22 protein-coding genes are annotated in these 18,492 nt (G+C 44.3%); all 22 read right to left on the reverse strand.

What is annotated here, in order from left to right:
- Nucleotides 1-3,278 (reverse strand): InlB B-repeat-containing protein (locus A3KS_RS20540; protein WP_035355681.1); only part of this gene is annotated, 3,278 nt, incomplete at its 3' end.
- A gap of 72 nt (nucleotides 3,279-3,350) precedes the next feature.
- Nucleotides 3,351-3,881 carry a hypothetical protein gene (locus A3KS_RS0107880; protein ID WP_156913223.1) on the reverse strand — a complete coding sequence of 177 codons (531 nt, stop codon included), beginning with the start codon at nucleotides 3,879-3,881 and terminating at the stop codon, nucleotides 3,351-3,353.
- Between the two features lie 132 nt (nucleotides 3,882-4,013).
- On the reverse strand, nucleotides 4,014-4,160 hold the full coding sequence (locus A3KS_RS23455; RefSeq protein ID WP_156913224.1) for a hypothetical protein: 147 nt from the start codon (nucleotides 4,158-4,160) through the stop codon (nucleotides 4,014-4,016).
- Nucleotides 4,161-4,284: 124 nt separating this feature from the next.
- Nucleotides 4,285-5,151, reverse strand: coding sequence for a Fic family protein (locus A3KS_RS20545; protein WP_051355740.1), 867 nt, complete (start codon nucleotides 5,149-5,151; stop codon nucleotides 4,285-4,287).
- Between the two features lie 17 nt (nucleotides 5,152-5,168).
- Nucleotides 5,169-5,309 (reverse strand): hypothetical protein, encoded by a 141-nt coding sequence (locus tag A3KS_RS23460; RefSeq protein ID WP_156913225.1) that lies wholly within the window; start codon nucleotides 5,307-5,309, stop codon nucleotides 5,169-5,171.
- Nucleotides 5,306-5,872: a hypothetical protein gene (locus A3KS_RS0107900; protein WP_026394463.1), complete on the reverse strand. Its 567-nt coding sequence runs from the start codon at nucleotides 5,870-5,872 to the stop codon at nucleotides 5,306-5,308. The genes A3KS_RS23460 and A3KS_RS0107900 overlap by 4 nt, the downstream gene beginning before the upstream one ends.
- 52 nt (nucleotides 5,873-5,924) lie before the next feature.
- Nucleotides 5,925-6,485: a hypothetical protein gene (locus A3KS_RS0107905; RefSeq protein WP_026394464.1), complete on the reverse strand. Its 561-nt coding sequence runs from the start codon at nucleotides 6,483-6,485 to the stop codon at nucleotides 5,925-5,927.
- Nucleotides 6,482-6,886 carry a DUF4320 family protein gene (locus A3KS_RS0107910; protein WP_026394465.1) on the reverse strand — a complete coding sequence of 135 codons (405 nt, stop codon included), beginning with the start codon at nucleotides 6,884-6,886 and terminating at the stop codon, nucleotides 6,482-6,484. Before A3KS_RS0107910 ends, A3KS_RS0107905 begins: the two co-directional genes overlap by 4 nt.
- Nucleotides 6,887-6,896: 10 nt before the next feature.
- Nucleotides 6,897-7,778, reverse strand: a complete 882-nt coding sequence (locus A3KS_RS0107915; protein WP_026394466.1) for a hypothetical protein — start codon at nucleotides 7,776-7,778, stop codon at nucleotides 6,897-6,899.
- 17 nt (nucleotides 7,779-7,795) lie between these two features.
- Nucleotides 7,796-8,749 (reverse strand): type II secretion system F family protein, encoded by a 954-nt coding sequence (locus tag A3KS_RS0107920; RefSeq protein ID WP_026394467.1) that lies wholly within the window; start codon nucleotides 8,747-8,749, stop codon nucleotides 7,796-7,798.
- Nucleotides 8,746-10,083, reverse strand: a complete 1,338-nt coding sequence (locus A3KS_RS0107925; RefSeq protein ID WP_026394468.1) for an ATPase, T2SS/T4P/T4SS family — start codon at nucleotides 10,081-10,083, stop codon at nucleotides 8,746-8,748. The genes A3KS_RS0107920 and A3KS_RS0107925 overlap by 4 nt, the downstream gene beginning before the upstream one ends.
- The gene (locus A3KS_RS0107930) at nucleotides 10,080-10,961 is read right to left on the reverse strand and encodes a hypothetical protein (protein WP_026394469.1); all 882 of its coding nucleotides are present in this window, start codon (nucleotides 10,959-10,961) and stop codon (nucleotides 10,080-10,082) included. The genes A3KS_RS0107925 and A3KS_RS0107930 overlap by 4 nt, the downstream gene beginning before the upstream one ends.
- A 237-nt stretch (nucleotides 10,962-11,198) precedes the next feature.
- Nucleotides 11,199-11,918: a Flp pilus assembly protein CpaB gene (gene cpaB, locus A3KS_RS20550; protein WP_156913227.1), complete on the reverse strand. Its 720-nt coding sequence runs from the start codon at nucleotides 11,916-11,918 to the stop codon at nucleotides 11,199-11,201.
- Entirely contained in the window at nucleotides 11,915-12,508 is a 594-nt protein-coding gene (locus A3KS_RS0107940) for a prepilin peptidase (protein WP_026394470.1), read from the reverse strand. Before A3KS_RS0107940 ends, cpaB begins: the two co-directional genes overlap by 4 nt.
- A gap of 8 nt (nucleotides 12,509-12,516) precedes the next feature.
- Nucleotides 12,517-12,837, reverse strand: coding sequence for a hypothetical protein (locus tag A3KS_RS0107945; protein WP_026394471.1), 321 nt, complete (start codon nucleotides 12,835-12,837; stop codon nucleotides 12,517-12,519).
- A gap of 36 nt (nucleotides 12,838-12,873) precedes the next feature.
- The gene (locus A3KS_RS0107950) at nucleotides 12,874-13,101 is read right to left on the reverse strand and encodes a hypothetical protein (RefSeq protein ID WP_035355684.1); all 228 of its coding nucleotides are present in this window, start codon (nucleotides 13,099-13,101) and stop codon (nucleotides 12,874-12,876) included.
- 29 nt (nucleotides 13,102-13,130) lie between these two features.
- Nucleotides 13,131-13,949: a conjugal transfer protein TrbL family protein gene (locus tag A3KS_RS0107955; protein ID WP_026394473.1), complete on the reverse strand. Its 819-nt coding sequence runs from the start codon at nucleotides 13,947-13,949 to the stop codon at nucleotides 13,131-13,133.
- Nucleotides 13,950-14,025: 76 nt separating this feature from the next.
- The gene (locus A3KS_RS0107960) at nucleotides 14,026-14,283 is read right to left on the reverse strand and encodes a hypothetical protein (RefSeq protein ID WP_026394474.1); all 258 of its coding nucleotides are present in this window, start codon (nucleotides 14,281-14,283) and stop codon (nucleotides 14,026-14,028) included.
- Nucleotides 14,284-14,340: 57 nt separating this feature from the next.
- Entirely contained in the window at nucleotides 14,341-14,592 is a 252-nt protein-coding gene (locus A3KS_RS0107965) for a hypothetical protein (RefSeq protein ID WP_026394475.1), read from the reverse strand.
- A 38-nt stretch (nucleotides 14,593-14,630) separates the two neighbouring features.
- Entirely contained in the window at nucleotides 14,631-16,574 is a 1,944-nt protein-coding gene (locus A3KS_RS20555) for a VirD4-like conjugal transfer protein, CD1115 family (protein ID WP_242834749.1), read from the reverse strand.
- An 11-nt stretch (nucleotides 16,575-16,585) separates the two neighbouring features.
- Nucleotides 16,586-17,251, reverse strand: a complete 666-nt coding sequence (locus A3KS_RS0107975) for a hypothetical protein (RefSeq protein ID WP_156913228.1) — start codon at nucleotides 17,249-17,251, stop codon at nucleotides 16,586-16,588.
- Nucleotides 17,252-17,447: 196 nt separating this feature from the next.
- Nucleotides 17,448-18,458 (reverse strand): DUF3991 and TOPRIM domain-containing protein, encoded by a 1,011-nt coding sequence (locus A3KS_RS22510; RefSeq protein ID WP_156913229.1) that lies wholly within the window; start codon nucleotides 18,456-18,458, stop codon nucleotides 17,448-17,450.
- Nucleotides 18,459-18,492 lie beyond the last annotated feature (34 nt).

Genomic DNA, 18,492 nt, shown 5'->3' on the forward strand with positions numbered 1-18,492 from the left:
GCTTCCCATTTCGCATAATAGGTAATCCCATCAACCGGATATTTTTCTGGCAGCTCACTGACTTCTTCACCGGAAAAATCAGCTTCTTTAAACCATCTTAGCGTATAGCCAACTCTGTTTTGCACCGGCATGGTTCGATCAGTGATTTCCTGATCGGTGACACCATTTAAATCCGGTATTTCCGTTCCACCATTTTCTTCAAAACTAATCACCGATGGGTTGGCTTCCCATTTCGCATAGTAAGTTAAGCCATCGACCGGATACTTATCAGGTAGTGCGGTCACGACATCCCCGCTGAAATCAGCACTGGCAAACCAGCCATTAAAGGTGTACCCGTCCCGGACTGTGATCGGCATACTCGTATCAAGAATTTCCCGATCCGTGGCACCAACCATCTTCGGTACGTCGGTACCGTTATTGGTGACAAATTCAATCGCTGCTTCATCCGCTGTCCATAAGGCAAATAGGGTCGTGTCCTGGGTGACTGTATCAACTCCAAAATCCCAGGGCGTAATGCAGGCGTCTTCCTTGAACCAGCCACCAAACGAATACCCGCTTCGGATCGGATCGGGCGGCTTTGTCGTTACCGACTCATTCTGTGCCGTCTGTGCCGGCACAGCGCTCCCGCCCAGGGAATCAAAGCTTACCGTATACAGATTAACATTCCACTTGGCAAACAGCGTTAAATCCGACTGCACCCGATCACTGGCAAATGTCCAGACAGTGTTGCATGCTGCGTCCTGATACCAGCCTTTAAACGTAAATCCCGGCTTGAAAGGGTCACTCGGACTGGTAATCATCATGTTATAATCAGCACTGATTGAACCAACCAGACTGCCACCCTGAGAGTCAAACGTGACCGTTAAAGCGGTGGCATCCCACTTCCCATAAAGGGTCGTGTCGCCGGCAATGGTGTCTTCAGTAAAGTTCCATGGGGTATTGCATTCAATCTCCTTAAACCATCCCAGAAAAACATAATTACTCCGGGTTGGAATTGGTGTCGGTTCTTCGATATTTGAGCCATATTCGACCGTAATCGAACTAAAAGTGTCAGTTCCTCCCTGGGGATCAAAATGGATTAAATAGGTGTTTATTTCCCATTTGGCATAGAGTGTGGTGACTCCCATAATCCGATCCGATTCAAAATTCCAGGGATAAGCAAAACCAGGATCTTTAAACCACCCTTTAAACGAATATCCCTCCCGGGTCGGTTGACCTGGTTCTGTCAGCAGCGCATTGTATTCAGCGCTCTGGGCACCTATGTCATTGCCACCGTTGGTATCAAAATAAACCTCATAGGTGAGCGGTGTTTTGATCACTTCCTCATATAAGGTATATACAGCCTGTACCGGATTGATAAGCACGTCGTAGATAACCGGGAGATCCGGATCAACCACAACCTCTACGTCAAACGCATACGCTTCACTCTCACCGGCAGCAGCATTAAGGGATTTAAAGGCATAACGATTGGTTCCCAGATTGGCCGGAACAAATTCAATCGTCCAGACGATCTCATTGGCCAGCTCATTGACCGACCGGCTGATCAGCATCCCGTCACCCAGGGAATCGGATCCAAATTGTTTCCCGACACCACTGTCTGTATTGGTAAAGGTCAGATTCTTGGTGGCCCGATTGGTCACCACTTCAATTTTGACCGTTTCATTCTTATAGTACGGTGCTTCTGTGACAGCCTTGACCGATTTGATCACCGGTGCCACCGTTTCATCAGTGGTATCTTCCCCGGGTACACTGGTTGGCGGTACCAGGTTGGCCGGCAGATCGGTGGGCATCGTATCACCCACCTTTGGATCCGGTGGGGTACTTTCCTCCAATGGCCGGATCGTCAGCGTCCGATGGGTGTACTCATTCCCACCACAATTGATGGTACCCTCCGGATAAGGTGAAATCGACATTTCCAGATCATAGCTGGTTACTGTACTGACATCCGGGGTATGCCATTTTAAATAGCTGTAGGACTCGGTTTTCATCGGAGCCACCAGCGAATCGGTACCAATCACTTCGCCGTTGATCTTATAAGTCACCGTCAGCTCACTCCCGGGGGTCGCATTGATATTGGAGTAAACCGGCGTACTTAAAATAACATCGGTATTGGGCCGATAATCGTTATCCCGGGGCTTATTGTATTCGGCGGGTTTAAGTGCCCGAGCCATACCCCAACCGCCATATTTGACCTGTTGATCGCTGAACCAGCGATTAAAAGGAATGGCAGCATTCTGGTCTACCCCGGAGCCGGCTGCCAACCCATACCAGGTGCTATTGGTAATGACTGAGTTTCCCATCAGCAAAAATGCCAACCGGGAGACATGCTGCCGATTGGCATTGGGCTTCCAGGCATCCGGCTGTTGTCCGGCCCAGGCCGTCCAGCGGGTTTCATCGTAACGCCAGTCCATCTGATGGTTAATCTGAGAAACTGCAAAATCAGTAGCTGATAAAGCATAACCGTAATAGGATCCCGGGTGGGCAGTATCCTTCACATAGACAATCGATACCGGCTCATAAACGATCAGCCATTCCACCTGATTGGTGGGGTTGTCACTGATTGCATCGGGTAAAATCCCTTTCGGATTCCAGCCGGTTCGGGTTTCGCCATCAATGGTAAACTCCAGATTTTTGACAAGGTCTTCCTTTGACACCCCTTGTTTACCGGCATAGAAATTGAGAACGGTATTGATCGTATCAAGGCTATTGAAATAACTAGCTACCTTGGTAATGCTGCCCACTGAATCCCCATAAATAACACCGTTGTCGTAAATATCGCCATCACTGAGCTGTGGGACATAAGGTGGTTGTACAGGAGGCTTTAATAAATAAATACCGCTACCTGATGCAAGCTGAACCGGATCCAGTGCATTGACATCCCCGCCTTTACTCTGGAGTTCCATTAAAGTATCAACCTTGTTTTCCTTGGAAAAGAATAATCCGGAGATATTCGATGGCCGAGAACCAGCTGCCCAGCCATTCCAATTGGAAACTGGAGTCAGATAAACAGCCTGATTACCAATCCGGTAAAATTCATTCATGTTCGATGAATCCTTATTGACCGTATCTGACTTGGCCACAAACAAGGAAACCTTCCACATATACTGATCGCTGTAGTAGAAGGCATCTTCAGTATAGGTCGGGTTCCCAGGCACGGTACTGGAATTATCTTCAGCCCGGGCCACCATGGGTGTCATTCCCCAAAAAAAACCTGTCAGTAAAACAGTCAGCATCACTAACCACAGTGACCTGAAATGACTTTTTACATGCACATCCATTCATTCCTCCTTATTTTCTGCATAAAAAAAGAACAATCCGAAAATTGTTCTCTTAAATATCCATTATCCATATTAATTGCTCACAAAACCACCAGATCCATCGCCCCATGAATTCCCAGTTGAATCACCCTCTGTCGCCCCTAAATCACCATTCCATCCGCCACCACTGCTCTCCGCTGCCGGCGCTTCATAAGCTGGTTCTTCATAAGCTGGCTCAACATAGGTGTCCTGGGGAGCTTCGTAATGTCCACCGGTTTCTTCACTGGTGTAGACCGGTTCTGATGCAATTGCCGGGGTATTAACGGTGGTCACGTTGCTTTCGACCACGGTGCTGTTATCATTGGTGACAGTTTGGGCCTCAACCACCTTGCTTTCCACCGGGGTGGTGGTTACCGCCGTTGTCTTTTCGGTATTGATATCCTGTACCTTCACTGTTTTTTCATCGGCAGTGGACTGCCAGGTATCTGTATTGTTGGGTAAAATTGTATAAATGCCAAGGCCAATCATACCAGTCATCAGAACTCCGCCAATACCAAGAACGATCCGCTGTTTCAACGTTGTTTTTGCCAACCAGGTGGTTAAAGCTGCTACATTTGTTTTCATCATTTTACCTCTCTCTTTCATCATCTAAAAATTATATCAGAATAAACCATAATCAACTTCTTGTCAAGGTTTAATTTTAATATTTATAATTTTATTTTTATTGCCGACAAATTTCTTTCCCATCGGAAACATTTATCCAGCAGGCTGTTTTCTTTTTTCAATCCCTGTTTCCAACCGGCTAATCATCAGCTCCTTTTTATCCAGCAGTCTACGCTGCTTGACAATAAGATACCCTTCCACAACTGTGATTAAACCAAAACCGATTAGTAACATTTCCATGGCTTCACTCCTTCTTTTTGATCAATAAAAAAAGAACAATTCTCAAATTGTCCCCTTATGTTAATCTCATTATTTTAATTTTACGCTGTTTCCTGTTATTATTTTGTTTCCTCGGGAAACAAAACTACATTTCCGGTTCCCAGTCATTTTCTTTTTCATCTTCAGAAATAAGCTGCATTTCCTGATTGAGCAGTGGATAATCCTGATCAAAGAGCAGATTTTCAAAGAACTTGATCAAATAGGCATCGGTATGACTGATGTTTTTTACTTGATTGCTATAATTGGCCCGTACCAGAGCATTTCTGAAATAAAGCGCATTATCTTCAAAAGGATCATTATTCACCTGAAAACCCAGACCATTTAAATATTGAACCATAAATACCGCCACCGTTCGGGTGTTTCCTTCCCGGAAGGGATGCACCTGCCAGATGGAAGAAGTAAAGCTGCAAATACTGCCGACTTTTTCCTGATCGTCCATACTGACGTAATTTTTCTTTTTTTCGGTCTCAAAGTCATAGGCCAGAGTATCTTCAATCATGAAATAATTAGCATAAGAAACGCTCTCACCGCCTAGAACCGGCTCTTTTTTATAAATATTTTTCTCCCTGAAAACACCAACCCATTCCGCCGGCAGAATATTTTTAAAGAGATACCGATGAATGCCTTTAAGCGATACCGGACTTAGAACAAAGCCGGCGTTATCCAGCAGAGAAGCAATCCGTGTCGAAACTATGTCGCATTCTCGCTCGCCTTTTACCTGGTCATCTTCCGGCAAGGTCTGATAATGGTTGACCAGGGCATTTTCAACTTCCTGATAGGTCAGCTTGCCACTGAAATGATCCGGAAGTAATTCATTGGTCAGATATTCGGAAGGATTTAGCTGATCGATCTTATTCAGTCCAAAACCAATATTCCAGTATTTTTCTTTTTGGCTTCGATCCCTTGTTTCTTCGATCACTTGATAGGTTTCAGTATATTTCTGATCAGTCATTGTCTCATCCTCGTTTTTTATTCTCTCTTAAGCTTCATTATAGCACATTCAAGCATATTTATTTTTACTTCCTTTCGCTCAATTTCTTTTTTTAATCGTTTTAACCAAACAGCTTCAATCATGACAAGACCCGTTAGCAAAACTAAAATAATGATCAAGATCTCACTCCCCTCAATCCATCTGATTTTTTCGATTTCCTGTTCCGTTTTGTTTCCCGAGGAAACAAGCTTGCCTTTTTAATCACCTGCTCCTGTTTCAAAAGTGATTGAATAAAACAACTAATTAAAGAACGATAGATTAAATACTCGTTTAAATTGATGCATGAATCCATATGATAGATTCCGTGTCCCGAAACGCAATACCATAAACGATGGTATGCATCCTTATAGTGGCCGGTTTCAATGGCCATCAGAGCTTTGCAGGCCACCATAAACTGGCGTCCCATCATCTCCCGTGTGTAATAAGGGGCTATTATTTTTTCCTCGTAACAGCGTTCTATGTAATATTTTTGAAATCTTTCCAGGTAGTGCAGACCTTTAATCAGGATCGGCTTCATATCTTTTTCATTAAATGGGGCATGAAAATAATCCGTGTGCCAGTAATCATTGGGTTGAATCTCATTTAAAATATCAACCAGCCGTTTTGTTTTTGCCAGTAAACAAGGTGTTTCCTCATTTACTTCTATCTGAACCATCGTCTTTAATTCCGTTATATTATTCATCACATTTATTTCCCTCCCAACCTTTCTGGATTTTTATTTTTTTAATGCGCTGCTAGAACTTTGGTGTATAACCAGATACCGTTACCCGCTCCACCACAATCGGGGGAGCGTTAAACATGGCTCCCAAAAACCGCCAGGGCACCGTGATGGTATTGGTGGTTTCTACGGTAAGGGCATCCCCCTCCGCTGCTGCCAGCTGGGTGTTGGTGATTTTCACCGTTGTATCCCTTGGCTTTAAGGAAAACAAGACATTGCCGGCATCATCCTCCTTGACCCAGGTATTGCCCGCCACCTTAAATTCGATCATTTTTTTCATTTGAGCAAGGATCTGTTCCCGGTTCATCACTTCTTCCCAGTCATCGGTTAATTCGGCTTTCGTATACGTCCCGGCATAACCTTCCCGGACACCCTGATAAACCTCGTCCCAGTTTTCTATCGCCACGCCCTGAACCGACTGCTCCACCGCCTGATCCAGTTGCATAACGATGGATACAACCCTTAAATACTCGTACATCGCACAGAATAGCATCAGTAGAATTAGCAGTAGTGCCGCAACCATGGGAACAGACATCCCAGAATCTTTTTTCTTAAATAGCTCCGTCAATCCCATCATTTATAGTACACTCCGCTTCGTCCACTGGCAGGAGCCACCAGTTCAATGTTGAAACCACCCCCAATAAAACTGCTGAACCAGACAAAATCTGACTTCACTGTTACCTGGATCGGATCGTTAATCTGCACATTTTTTGTCCCCCCGATATACTGTGTTCCGTTAAAACTGATTTCTTTTGTTTTTAATCCCGTTTCTGCCTGCAAATATTCATAAGTATCCATTACTGTATTCCCGGTATTCCCCACTAGCTCCGCATCCCGCAAGACACCATGGGCGATGTAGTTTAACTTCTGATACTGTGTCCAGACCGGTAAAACCCCCATAATCAAGGTTAAAATAAACATTGCCAACAGGAAGAATATCGAAAACTCCAAAATGGCTGAACCTTTATCTACTTTCATTTGAACTCTCCTATCCGAAAATACTTGGCAGTGTGGTCATAATGTCATAACCAATGGCATAAACCACCATGAGCAGAAATGTAAAAAGCAAAATATAGGGGTACTTTTTAATTTTTTCCAGTCGCCGGTTCATTTCCTTTTTCAACCGGTTCTTTTCAAAAGACCGCAATTGAATCCCCAGCTGCTCAAAGTAAGCCACGATATCATCGCCCCTTATAACTGCAATTAAGCCCTGGGTTACATCCGATAAAAGGGAGCTGACCACCCGGGCGTCCAGCCGGGATATCGCATTTTCATAATCCGATGTTTTCATGTCGGCAATGGTTATTTCTACTTCTTCGCCCAGTTCGCCGTCCGAGTTTTTACGGTAATCAATCAGGATCGCCAACAGATCCTGTCGTTTTTTTATTTCCTGTTGGACGGTATTGACAAACCGGGGTAATTCCCATTCAATTTTTTCACGACGTTTCCGCATTAACTGATCAATCTTTCCGATTTGATCTGAAAATCGCCAGAAGGCATAAAAAAGTAGAATGAGCGTAAAAATCGGATGAACAAATACCAGGATTAAACCCAACCCGGCATAAATACCGGACTCCACAAAGGCACGTCCATAGACCATTTCCGGGGTATCCAAAGATCCCAGGGATTTTAGGGCATTGCTCATTTTTTTACGTTTGTAGGGATTGAGCCGGACATAGGGCAGAATCAAATGGGATACCTTAAAGATAAAGGCATCCAGAAAGTTGACCTTCTCCTTCTTTTTTTTGCCAACTGCCATGATTGTTTTTATTTCCCGATGGGATGGCACATCAAAAATGCCACCGACCAACTGAAATAATCCATAACCAAAAAGCATTGCCAGAATGATTAAATAGGCCGTGTTATTCATTATTTAGCCTCCTTTTGCTAACGATTGTATTCGATGGGTTTGATATCCTTTATTGCAGCATTGAGGGAGATAAAAATGATCATCAGTACAACGGCCAGAATGATCTTCCCGCCCCATGAATCCATAAGTGCCAGGTACCAGGTTCTATTGATGAAATAAAAAAGCACCGGCACACCGACATTCATAAAAACCATGGTGAGAACAATCCGCAACGGCGTATGCATATCCGTTCCAAAGTCATCATTCGCTTCTTTGATATCCGTAAATTTACGGACAATCGCCGGCAGCGTTTCAATCAGGTTGGGATTGTCCTGGCAGGCAATCACCGCCCGGCACCACTCCTTATAAATCTGGTTATCGATCTTTTCACTCATTTCCAGCAGTGCCCCGGGAATATCCGCCGTGATATAACTGATATCAAAGACAAAGGCTTCAAACACCGGCAACAGGGGTGGATTGATATGGTGCAAATTTTCCTCAATGGCTTTGATGATATTTCGTGATCGACTGTAGGAAGTCGTGATCACCGACAGTGTTTTATTGAGTTCATCATTTAATTCCTTCCGATAGGTTATTTCTGCCAGTTTGATGTACCAGAACGGGAATAAAGCCAGACCAACGCCAAGCACTGCTGATATTAAAATGTTCTCCATCATTAATCCAAGAATCAGACCCACAATAAACAGAATTGTTGCTGCCATCACCAGAATGGTAAAAACACTTTCCCGATTGGTTGTTTTTAAGATCATCTGGGCTTCCCGGATGGTTGTGGTCAGTCCCTGAAATGGCGACCTTCGAAATAGTAACCTTCGCTTTTTCGGGACGGTCTTTTTAATCACCGATTGAATATCCTGCTTATCATTGACGACCCGATCCATGAGCTGGCTTGTCAGATCAAAAGGGGATACGTTAAATAACAGGCACAGGCCCGCAATCAGCAGCGCAAAAATTAAAAAGCTTATCCCGTTCATCGCGCCTTTCCATCCTCGTCTAACTGCTTATCAATGAAACGCTCCAGGGTACGGGTCGGAACACCATTGGTAATCAGCCACTGTTGCAGACTTTTTGACATGTTGTTACGCTTAACAAAATGTCCTTTAATGACTGTCTTTTCATCTGAAATTTTTTCCGAGCTGTCAATTTCATAGTCATACAACGTCCGGAAGTTTGAATTCCCATGTTCATCCACAATACATTCGGTGATCTCCATGACTTTTCGGGAGTAATCGTCCAGACGCTTACAGAAGATAGCAATGGTAAAGGCTTCGCATACCAGTCGGTACAGCACCTTATCCTCCAAAGTAGAATCCATCATACAGAGGGTCAGCATCCGGGTATAGGCTGCCCGGCAGGAGTTGGCGTGGGTGGTTGTCAAAACCGCATGGCCGGTTCGGGCTGCTTCCTGGGCAGCATAAGCTTCTTCCCCTTTCATTTCCTGGGGGACGATAATATCCGGATCACAGGTCAGGGCTGTTTTTAATAACTCTCTTGAGTTAATCGACCCATGGGTTTTCCAGTGAACCACGTTATTATCGATAATCCCATTTTCATCCCGGGTTACTAAATCCAGTTCTCTGACATTTTCTTCAATGGAAACGATCCGCTTTCGTTTATCCACATCTCCGAGAATTCCGTCTAAAGTTGTCGTTTTTCCGGAGCTGGTCGATCCGGCTACAACCCCACTCAAGCCACTGGAAGCGCACAGATTGATAAAATCAAACATTTCCTCTGTGAGGGTTTCCTTCCTGATTAAATCATTCCTTCTTAGTTTACTGGGATTGACAAAACGGATTGATGCCTGAACGCCCCTTTCCTCATCGATAATCGGTGGGCAAACTGCGGTGATTCGAATATTATTTTTTAAGTACCCAGTCACAACAGGTGTTGCAGCGGATAAGGTTTTTTCTGATTGCTGAAATAATAATCGGATCATGATGTTTTTGGCTGATTCGGCTGACAGGAAAGTTTCCGGGGCACGAACCACATCCCCATTTTTATAATGCAGCACCACACTATCAAAACTATTGACATTGACTTCCTCCAGCTCCTTATCCTCATTTTCCAGATAAGGCGTTAAAATCCCGTATTCCCCCATTTCTGAAAAGATCCGATTAAGCAGCTCAATGCTGGTGTATCCATCGATTAATACACGATGATCTTCAATATACTTACGAATATCTTTCTTAATCAACGCTTCATTTTTTTTGACATCACCCAGCGCCTTGGAATTGGTTCGGCTGATATACTGTTGAATACGCCCGATCAGATCCAGCAGCTCCTGATTGCGCTTGTATTGACTGTTCATTCGATTTCCTCCTTCGCTTTTCTAAATGGAATTTTAAAAAGCTTACGTTTCGGACTTTTTTCTTTTTTAATGCGCTCTTTTTTTTGCCGTTTTTTTTGATTTCCCGATTTTCTTTTTTTATTTTTCTGATCCTTACTTTCTTCTTCCTGGATCAGCTCCTGACTTAACTGGTTGAGTGCATCCACAAACTCCCGATTCCGTTTGGTTTGTTTAAGGGACTTAATGGATGTTTCCTCCAGATAAGCCATCTGAATATCCATACTGTAAGGAAAGGCATAATCGACGCCCCCGTATTTATCCCCCACCAGCAGCCAGGAGTCAAAATCCCAGGGGTTATTCAATACCCGGATAACATTGTCCCGAAACCCGGTAAAGTCCTGGAGCATGGCAGTGGTTCCATTAAAAAAGGCGATGCTTTTTAAATCACCGCCACCGACCATCACACACTTTCCATAACGTAATCCATACTGGGTAATCCAATCGTTGTGAAAGTTGGATTGACCATCAACGATGGCATATTTAAACTTCTGGCCCAGGGTGACAAACAGGTCAATGACCTGGGGTTCCACCACCTCCGGATAACTGAGCTTGGAATCCTCACTGCGGTATCCCAAAAAGGCCAGGTATTTATTCTTGGGGTGATTGACTAACGTTTTTAGCAGTTCTTCCTGGTCAAACCCGGCCATGGTAATAATCTTTCCCAGAGATCCACCTTCCTTATTGAGACTGGGAAAGAGATAGGATAAGGGACTGGCCTGATCTTCGGTGAAAATCAGAACCACATTTTCCTTTGTTTTTTCACTGATTTTCTTGGCCAACTCCAGACTGAGAGTTGTTTTCCCACCCCCCGGGGATCCCCATACGGTGATTACTTCCATACTGACGCCTCCTTTTCCATTATTGCGTGATGCTCGCTTTTCGGATCAATAAAAATTATCTTCTTGTCTTTTAAAAATTCTCTCAATCGTTGAAAATCACAACGCATTCCCATAAACCTGCTTGATGGTTCCTGGTTTTGCTCCATTATATCCTCCGTTTCCTGATCATTTTGTTTCCCGAGGAAACAAGATCGTAAATCGTCCAATCCATCATTTCCTGTTTCCCGAGGAAACAACTTAAATGCCACCCACCTTAAATACTTCTTCCTGTTTTTGTAAAAACTGGTTGGCTGTATCTTCATCCCCTCGATACATCAGGGCAAAGATGATATTACCATTCTTTTCCAAACCGGTGAGCAGCTGGGCCTGGGCTTTATTGACCAGCAGGGTCACCGTCGCCGGCAGCTCCGTATCATCTGAGAGTTTTTCTCCACCCATATCCACCCCGGTCTGGGTGGTCACCGCCAGAACTTTGACATATTGCAGTTCGGGATAAACGGTGCTGCGGTTACCCACTGCTTCGGCATTATTTAAAATCATCACCACATCGCCAGGCATCAGCTTTCCGGAAATCCCATTAGCAAAGTCCTTGATGGTGACCGAAATAATCTGTTTCCCGCCATCCAGGGCACTCATATAGTTCCCACTGGTGATCATGTCATTAACCAACTTGCTTTGCAGGACATAATCACCGGATTCCAGCTTTGCGGTGGAATACTTACCAATGACCTCATTCTTATTTTTGATGGCGTTAGCCGGCAAGTTATATCCGCTAACCTCCACTTCCTCAACATTCCGTTCGGTGAGTTGATCCCCCACCCGGATGGTTTCTTTGACCCGTACAATCGTTGTGGTATTGCCAATCATTCCTGTGCCTAGGGGCACAATCACCCAGGATAATAACAACGCAAAGACGACTACAAAAAAACCAATCAGCATCTTACCTCCATTTTTCACTGATACACCATCCTTTCTAACAGCATTAAAGCAATCATAAAACCCGAGCACAGAAATGGTGCGAAGGCAAACACTTCATTGCGCTTCAGATGCCTGGCCCGGGACCATAGGATACTTAAGAGTAATCCGATCATTAGACCGGTTACGCCAGCATCCCATCCCAGATAAAACCCACAAGCGGTGACGAGTTTAACATCCCCTAAGCCAATAGCCTGATCCTGTTTGGTCGCTTTTTTAATTAGCCAGCCAGAAACAGCCATCAGACTTCCCAGCGTCACTGCCCCAGGGATGGCCTGCTTCATTAACCATTCCCCGTTGATCCCAAGACAACCCACTAACAAAATCAGGGGATGGACAAATCGGGGTATCGTTTTTGTCTTAAAATCGAAGTATCCGACGTAAAACATCAGACACAAAAACAATCCGGTGCGTAAAATAATCACCGGATCATCAATCACCAATAATAAAAATAATAAAGGCGTTACCACAATGAATGTCGTGGATAAAAACGCCTTTTCAAACTGCCTTTTTAATACCGATCCCATATAGAACCAGCACCCCAATACGCCGGCAAACCCTAATGCTGCCATTTCCTCTCCTATTCCCACTCATTTAAATGGATGTAGGCATAGTGCTTACGGCCCCGATAATAACTGATGATGTGCGAAAGCATATCCAGAAAAGACTGATTATCTTTCTCGCTTTTCTTCAAAATCAGATAAGAAGACAACAGAATCGCCAGGCCACCGAAAAATGTTCCGATGGGATCGGCAAAGGTAACATAGTAAAGGGCACACAGAATGACGGTGATGCAGACCATCACTCCCATCAGGAATACTTCCTTTACCTCCATTCCCTCAATCACCTGACGGTTGGCTTTAATCCCCATGGGGATATACAGTTCCTCGTGATACTCCATCAATTCCTCCTTTCTCTGTTTCCCGAGGAAACAGCTTTATGTGATATAAGCCAGAATCACATCCCGAAACGGGATCAGGGTATTGACAATGACACAGAAGATTAAAACGTGCCTGATCCGCCTGACGTAAACCCCTTTTTCATCAGGCGAATGAATCATATGGGTAATACAATAACCCACCCGAAAGGCAACACCAACATTGATCAAGGTGAGCAGTAGGCCGTAGATGTTATTCAGATCCGCAAAATAATCAATGGTTTCCATGAGACTCCTTTCTTCGCAATTTTCTGTTTTTATTTTACCGACCGCACGGCCACCTCCGTGACTCGGGCAATGGTTAACGCCTTTCCCGATAAATTGGCATTGCCAGCATGAACCATAAACTGTTGTAGCAAGACCGGTGTGGAAATTCCTGCTGCAAGGGCACCAAAGCCAATGGCAAAATCACCGGTGGCCATCAGTACATAGGATAGTGACAACAGTGACAGCTGGATAATGGTGGTAATACCGGCCTTGAAAAAGGTCATCATAAAGGGGGCAAACACCCCGTTGTCACTTTCAATGAGTCCCACACAGGCCAGTGGAAAACCGATCTGCATGATCCACATCTGAAAACCTCGGGCCAGCATTTGAAAATAGAGGATCAATGCACCAATGAAAAAAACAAGCACCGCAAATGGCCCCATATTTGCTTCAATTAAGTTCTTAACATAGTTTTCTTCGTATAGAAACTCTGAATTCATACTGTTCAAGATTTCATACAGCACCCCCGTACACACCCGGGCAAAGATCTGATAGAGCATCGGAAAAGCCACAATCATGACCACCGCTTTAACCGTTCGTTGCAGCATCGCCATGGGATCGCTATCCGGATCACCGCCTGTCCAGGTGATATAGGTTTCAAAGCCACTCTTAGAAAACTTAATTACCAATAGTAACAGGGCCAGTTGATAAAAAATTTGCGTCAGCCCCGTGGACAAATCGAGTCCCGAAACATCTCCGATATATTTATCGATGTAAAACACCTGCTCCGCCAGATTCTTGATGCTGCCGGTGATCACTCCGCTATTATTAACTGAATCATAAATAAAATTTTTAAAGATTGTATACATGGTTCTTCCTTCTCTCTTTGATAAAAAAAGAAAAAGAACGGTTCAAACCACAACCGTTCTTCTTAAATCTTTGCATTTAAGATGTGGGTATATTTGAGAACAACGCTTGAATGTTTGAAGTAATCGACGGTAAAATCGTATTCCCAATGATGTCCCGAAATCCAAACAAAAACAGTGCCACGCCCAGCAACCCGACAATCCACATCCCCGCGCCCTCAATAATTGAACCGGAATCGGTTTTCACTTCTTTCGCTTCGCCGTTTACAAATTTTGCGTGCTTAAGCACCAGGGATCTACCCAACGATTCTGCGACATTTTTTAATTTTAAAGCCATTAAATTTCTCCTTTAATTTTATTTTTAATTTCTCATGTTTCCTCGGAAAACAACTTTTCAGGAACTCGGGAAGTAGCTTAAGAGCATAGTGATAAAACCATTGACCGTCATTCCAATAACCAGATAAACCAGCGTCGTTTTCATGTTTTCTTTATACTTAATTTTTTCATGATCGTCAGCCTGTAGCCGTTTGACCACATTCCAGCCGATGACAATCAGCGCCAAAAGCGGCAAAACAATATAGAGTGCCAGGGACGCATCGGTCAAAAGCTTAACTAATCCGGTTACCCATACAAATTCTGTCAACATCGCCATCACCTCCTTTCATCAGAAGTTTCAACGCTTCCTTAAATCTGATAGCGCTTCCAGATTCCCCATAATTGGATTCCATTCTCCTGGTGGGTTGATCTGGCATCGCTGCGGATCATCCGGAGCTTGTTATTATGCTCTTTGCTGCCTAATCCATAGAAGTCATTAAATGACCATTTGCTTAAGTCCGGGGACGTCATAATCGCCGGATCATTCCGACTGGTTGCCAGGTTATAGGGACGTCGGATCCGACTGACTTCATTGGCTGTCAGCAGCTCCCGGCCCACCAGATTCACCGATTGACTGGAATTGGAAGTGTAATGCTGCTGGGACGATGACAAGGAATAGGATGTGGTGGTATATTTCCCCAGTCGTTCGGACACCTCTTTTTGGGTTTCCAGATCCTCGGCCTGAAGATAAATCCAGGTTTCACAGTTGGATCGGATAATCCGGGCAATCTCCCGACCATATTTTTCTTCCAGTTGTGCCAGAGATTGAACAAAAATGTTAAAGCGGATCCCCCGACCGCCACCAACAGAAAGCTGGGTGGCAAACTCTGGAATCTTGGTAAAGTTCCCAAACTCATCCAGCACATAATTGACCCGGATCGGTAAACGTCCGCCCAGCTTATCTGCAAAATCCGACAGCGCACTATAAACTTGGGTGCAGAACAGTGAAGCCAGAGAGTAATAGGTGGTTTTACCATCAGGTAGAATCATAAATACCGCCGTGGGCCGACTGCCAATGTCTTTGGGGCGAAAATCCGTTTTCCGGGTCATTTCATAAATCAGCGGATTGGTAAAGAGTCTTAAGGTCGTCAGCGCGCTGGTGTAAAAGCTGCCCCGGGTCTTTGATGGGGCAATATCGGAAATAGCTACCAGCCCCAAGGCCGGATGTGTCGGATTCTCAACTTTCAGTTTCTTCATATATTTGGCCAACATCATCTCGTCCCCTTGTTTGGGAGCTTTACACATCTCGGCTATGAAATAAAATACGTTGGTCAGGTTCTGATACTCCGGATTATCCATGTTTTCAAAAACCACGATCATAATGCAGCTGGCAATAATACTGGCTTCACCGTTGTTCCATAGTTTTTCCCCCTTGGCTTCCCCGACCAGTGCTCCGGTGATATCCCAAACATAATCGATGGCCTGAGACATATTTCCGCTTTCGACCGCATCGATAATCGACTGAAGAAAGTTGTAGTGATTACTTTTAAGGGGATCTTTAAAATCCAGAGCAAACAGGTCAATACCGCATTTTTTTAGAAATGGGGCCGTATAATCGTAGTTCTCGCCTTTGGGATCCGAAACAATCACCGATTCTCTGGCCATTGCCAACAAGCCGATGGTTTGCAGGATCACGGTTCGCCCTTTACCACAGCGGGTTGCGCCGATGATTAGGCCGTGAACGTCTTCCCCGATAAAATAGACCTTTTCATTTCGTAATCCCTGTCGATCTTTCCCAATAATCAGACCACCCATTTTAAAGGGCTTTTTATTTTCCGTGATGGTTTTCTCAACCCAGTAGTTACCTTTTTTGATCTGTCTTCTTTCCTCCTTTCCGCTGCGTAACAAAAATTGAATAAAGGGATTATTCTTGCGGATGACCACGTAATCAAAGGCCCGATCCTTCTTGTTGGGATCCAGCCACCGGGCCGAACCATGCTGATTCTGACCGGCCGGCCTGGGGGTTTGAATATCAGGGGTAATACTGATCAGCTCACTCTTATAAGTTTTGCTTTGGCCAATAAAAAAAGCCACTGCCATAAACAAGGCAAAGGCCAGACACAGAAGATACATGTGAAAGGTATTTTCTCTCACAACAACATAATTAAACACTTCCTTTAACGGGACGTTATAGGGTAAAATCCCCTGCCCTGTCATAAAGCCATCAATGGTCCGGATAAAAAACAGACTTCCGATGGCCAGCAACACAAAGACGAATCCTGCCATCAGCCCACGAACAATTTTTAACTTCACATTTTCACCGCCTATTCCGATACCCGGACATAATAGAATGTTCCGGATTCATTCTCCAGCTTAAGCCGATCCTTCATTACCAGTTCGGCCTGAAAGTCCCGGCTTGTCCCGTTTAGTGATAAGCTTAAAGTGCCATCGGTAAAGGTGTAGTCTCCCTGATCATGGCCCTCATGCCCTGCTTCATCTTCTGATAAAGCGTGGCCATCGGTCATCGTATAGTGACCGTCTTCTGTCAGGATCAATTGTAACCCGCCTTTTTCATAGTTCCAGGTACCTGCTAAACTTTTTTGGTTTGTCGTCACCGCTTCACCTCCGATTTTTTCATAGGTGAGATTGCCCCCTTCTGATTTTATTTTCAATGTGCCATCGCCTTGCAATTCATAGGTCATGATAATTTTACCCGCTCCACCTGTTAAGCTGCTCTGATCCCAATCCTCCTTTGTTCCGTCAGCTTTGATTGTATAATCCAAGTGGAGGATAATTTCCTTCTTATCATAATCATAGGTACCGCCTGTATTGGCATTCCCTTTGCCATACCCCAGGGTAAAATTTCCATCGTCATTTAGCGCAATATAGGTATTGCTGTCTTTGTTGTACCATTCGCCGGTTACTACCGGCTTTTTAAAAATATCAGTGACCAGATCGGCTATGTCGCATACACAAGTTACGACTGCCACTGTACCAACCAACAATATCAGCAGTACTATTCTTTTAATTTGTCAATCCTCCTTTCATTTTTTTTGGTCTCTTTTAACTGCTATCCAAATAGTACATCGACTTCCTCCATTTCCTGATTCTTGTTTCCCGAGGAAACACGATTAACGTTGATCATCTGCTTTTTTATTTCCTGTTTCCCGAGGAAACAGATTTCCTTCAAGCTTCCTGCGCCCACTCATCTTCTGCTACCTCCTGAAGGGCTGCTTTTTCTCGCTCCTTAGAAATATGCTGCAACAATTGATTCCAGTCTTTATGCGGTTCTGTCGGTAATTTTAAATCAAAGTTATATTTCCCCGGGCTTTCTTCCTCAACAGCATTAATCAGCTCCAGAGTATTTTTATGTCCGGGTTCATCATTATCCAGGCACATGACCACATTCTCAATCTCCGGGTGTGTTTCCAGATAATGGAGCAGCCCAATATGCGCTACTCCATTTAACGCAATATAGTGATCATCCTTATTCTGAGTAACATCTCCGATTTGACGTTTGAGGGTTTGAAAGGACAGCATATCAATGGGTGCTTCAAATACCAGCACCTGGTTCCCTTTACCTTCATGAATAAAAGGATAGTGCTTGTCTGAGTTTTTTACGATCCCTTTAAACGGTTCCTTTCCGGGGACATCATAGGTTCCCCGAAGGGAAATACTCTTGATCACCCCATTTTCATCGAATCCACAAAAGGCGCAATTATGATTTTTGTCTTCATAGATTTTATGTTGCTTGACATAGTAGTTGACCACCTCCGGATCGATGCAGCGGGTTTTTACCAGATACGCAAAAATCCGCCGATAATTGGCGGATTTTTCTGGTGGCTTAAAGATGCCATCATTTGTTTTTTTATACTCCCTGGCTTTTGTGATATAGGTTTTTGCCACCTCACTGGGTTCGGGATGATGATTAATAAAGGCTGCCAGTTCATGGATCGCTTCACCCATGCTTTTTCCCTCCATATACATGACAAACTGAATAATCCCACCGCACGCTTCTTTTGAATCATCGGAAAGTCGATTCCACCGGTTTAAATCGGGATCAATAAATAGACCACCCTGCTTCCTGAGTTTAACTTGATTTCCGATCTCAACCAGTTCATAACCATTGGCCATGGCATAATCAACGATGCTGATCGCTTTGACCTTTTCAAACACTTCCTCCGGCAATCTCCCCATCACCTGCTCCTTTCTATTTCCTGTTTCCTCGGGA

Origin of the sequence: Acetobacterium malicum subsp. dehalogenans DSM 11527 (assembly GCF_000472665.1) — a bacterium.
GTDB lineage: Bacteria > Bacillota > Clostridia > Eubacteriales > Eubacteriaceae > Acetobacterium > Acetobacterium malicum.

Bases quoted from the DNA above. Each gene is read 5' to 3' on its own strand.
- A3KS_RS0107880 (WP_156913223.1), bottom strand. From the start codon at position 3,881: ATGAAAACAAATGTAGCAGCTTTAACCACCTGGTTGGCAAAAACAACG.
- A3KS_RS23455 (WP_156913224.1), bottom strand. From the start codon at position 4,160: ATGGAAATGTTACTAATCGGTTTTGGTTTAATCACAGTTGTGGAAGGG.
- A3KS_RS20545 (WP_051355740.1), bottom strand. From the start codon at position 5,151: ATGACTGATCAGAAATATACTGAAACCTATCAAGTGATCGAAGAAACA.
- A3KS_RS0107900 (WP_026394463.1), bottom strand. From the start codon at position 5,872: ATGAATAATATAACGGAATTAAAGACGATGGTTCAGATAGAAGTAAAT.
- A3KS_RS0107905 (WP_026394464.1), bottom strand. From the start codon at position 6,485: ATGATGGGATTGACGGAGCTATTTAAGAAAAAAGATTCTGGGATGTCT.
- A3KS_RS0107910 (WP_026394465.1), bottom strand. From the start codon at position 6,886: ATGAAAGTAGATAAAGGTTCAGCCATTTTGGAGTTTTCGATATTCTTC.
- A3KS_RS0107915 (WP_026394466.1), bottom strand. From the start codon at position 7,778: ATGAATAACACGGCCTATTTAATCATTCTGGCAATGCTTTTTGGTTAT.
- A3KS_RS0107920 (WP_026394467.1), bottom strand. From the start codon at position 8,749: ATGAACGGGATAAGCTTTTTAATTTTTGCGCTGCTGATTGCGGGCCTG.
- A3KS_RS0107925 (WP_026394468.1), bottom strand. From the start codon at position 10,083: ATGAACAGTCAATACAAGCGCAATCAGGAGCTGCTGGATCTGATCGGG.
- A3KS_RS0107930 (WP_026394469.1), bottom strand. From the start codon at position 10,961: ATGGAAGTAATCACCGTATGGGGATCCCCGGGGGGTGGGAAAACAACT.
- A3KS_RS0107940 (WP_026394470.1), bottom strand. From the start codon at position 12,508: ATGGCAGCATTAGGGTTTGCCGGCGTATTGGGGTGCTGGTTCTATATG.
- A3KS_RS0107945 (WP_026394471.1), bottom strand. From the start codon at position 12,837: ATGGAGTATCACGAGGAACTGTATATCCCCATGGGGATTAAAGCCAAC.
- A3KS_RS0107950 (WP_035355684.1), bottom strand. From the start codon at position 13,101: ATGGAAACCATTGATTATTTTGCGGATCTGAATAACATCTACGGCCTA.
- A3KS_RS0107955 (WP_026394473.1), bottom strand. From the start codon at position 13,949: ATGTATACAATCTTTAAAAATTTTATTTATGATTCAGTTAATAATAGC.
- A3KS_RS0107960 (WP_026394474.1), bottom strand. From the start codon at position 14,283: ATGGCTTTAAAATTAAAAAATGTCGCAGAATCGTTGGGTAGATCCCTG.
- A3KS_RS0107965 (WP_026394475.1), bottom strand. From the start codon at position 14,592: ATGTTGACAGAATTTGTATGGGTAACCGGATTAGTTAAGCTTTTGACC.
- A3KS_RS22510 (WP_156913229.1), bottom strand. From the start codon at position 18,458: ATGGGGAGATTGCCGGAGGAAGTGTTTGAAAAGGTCAAAGCGATCAGC.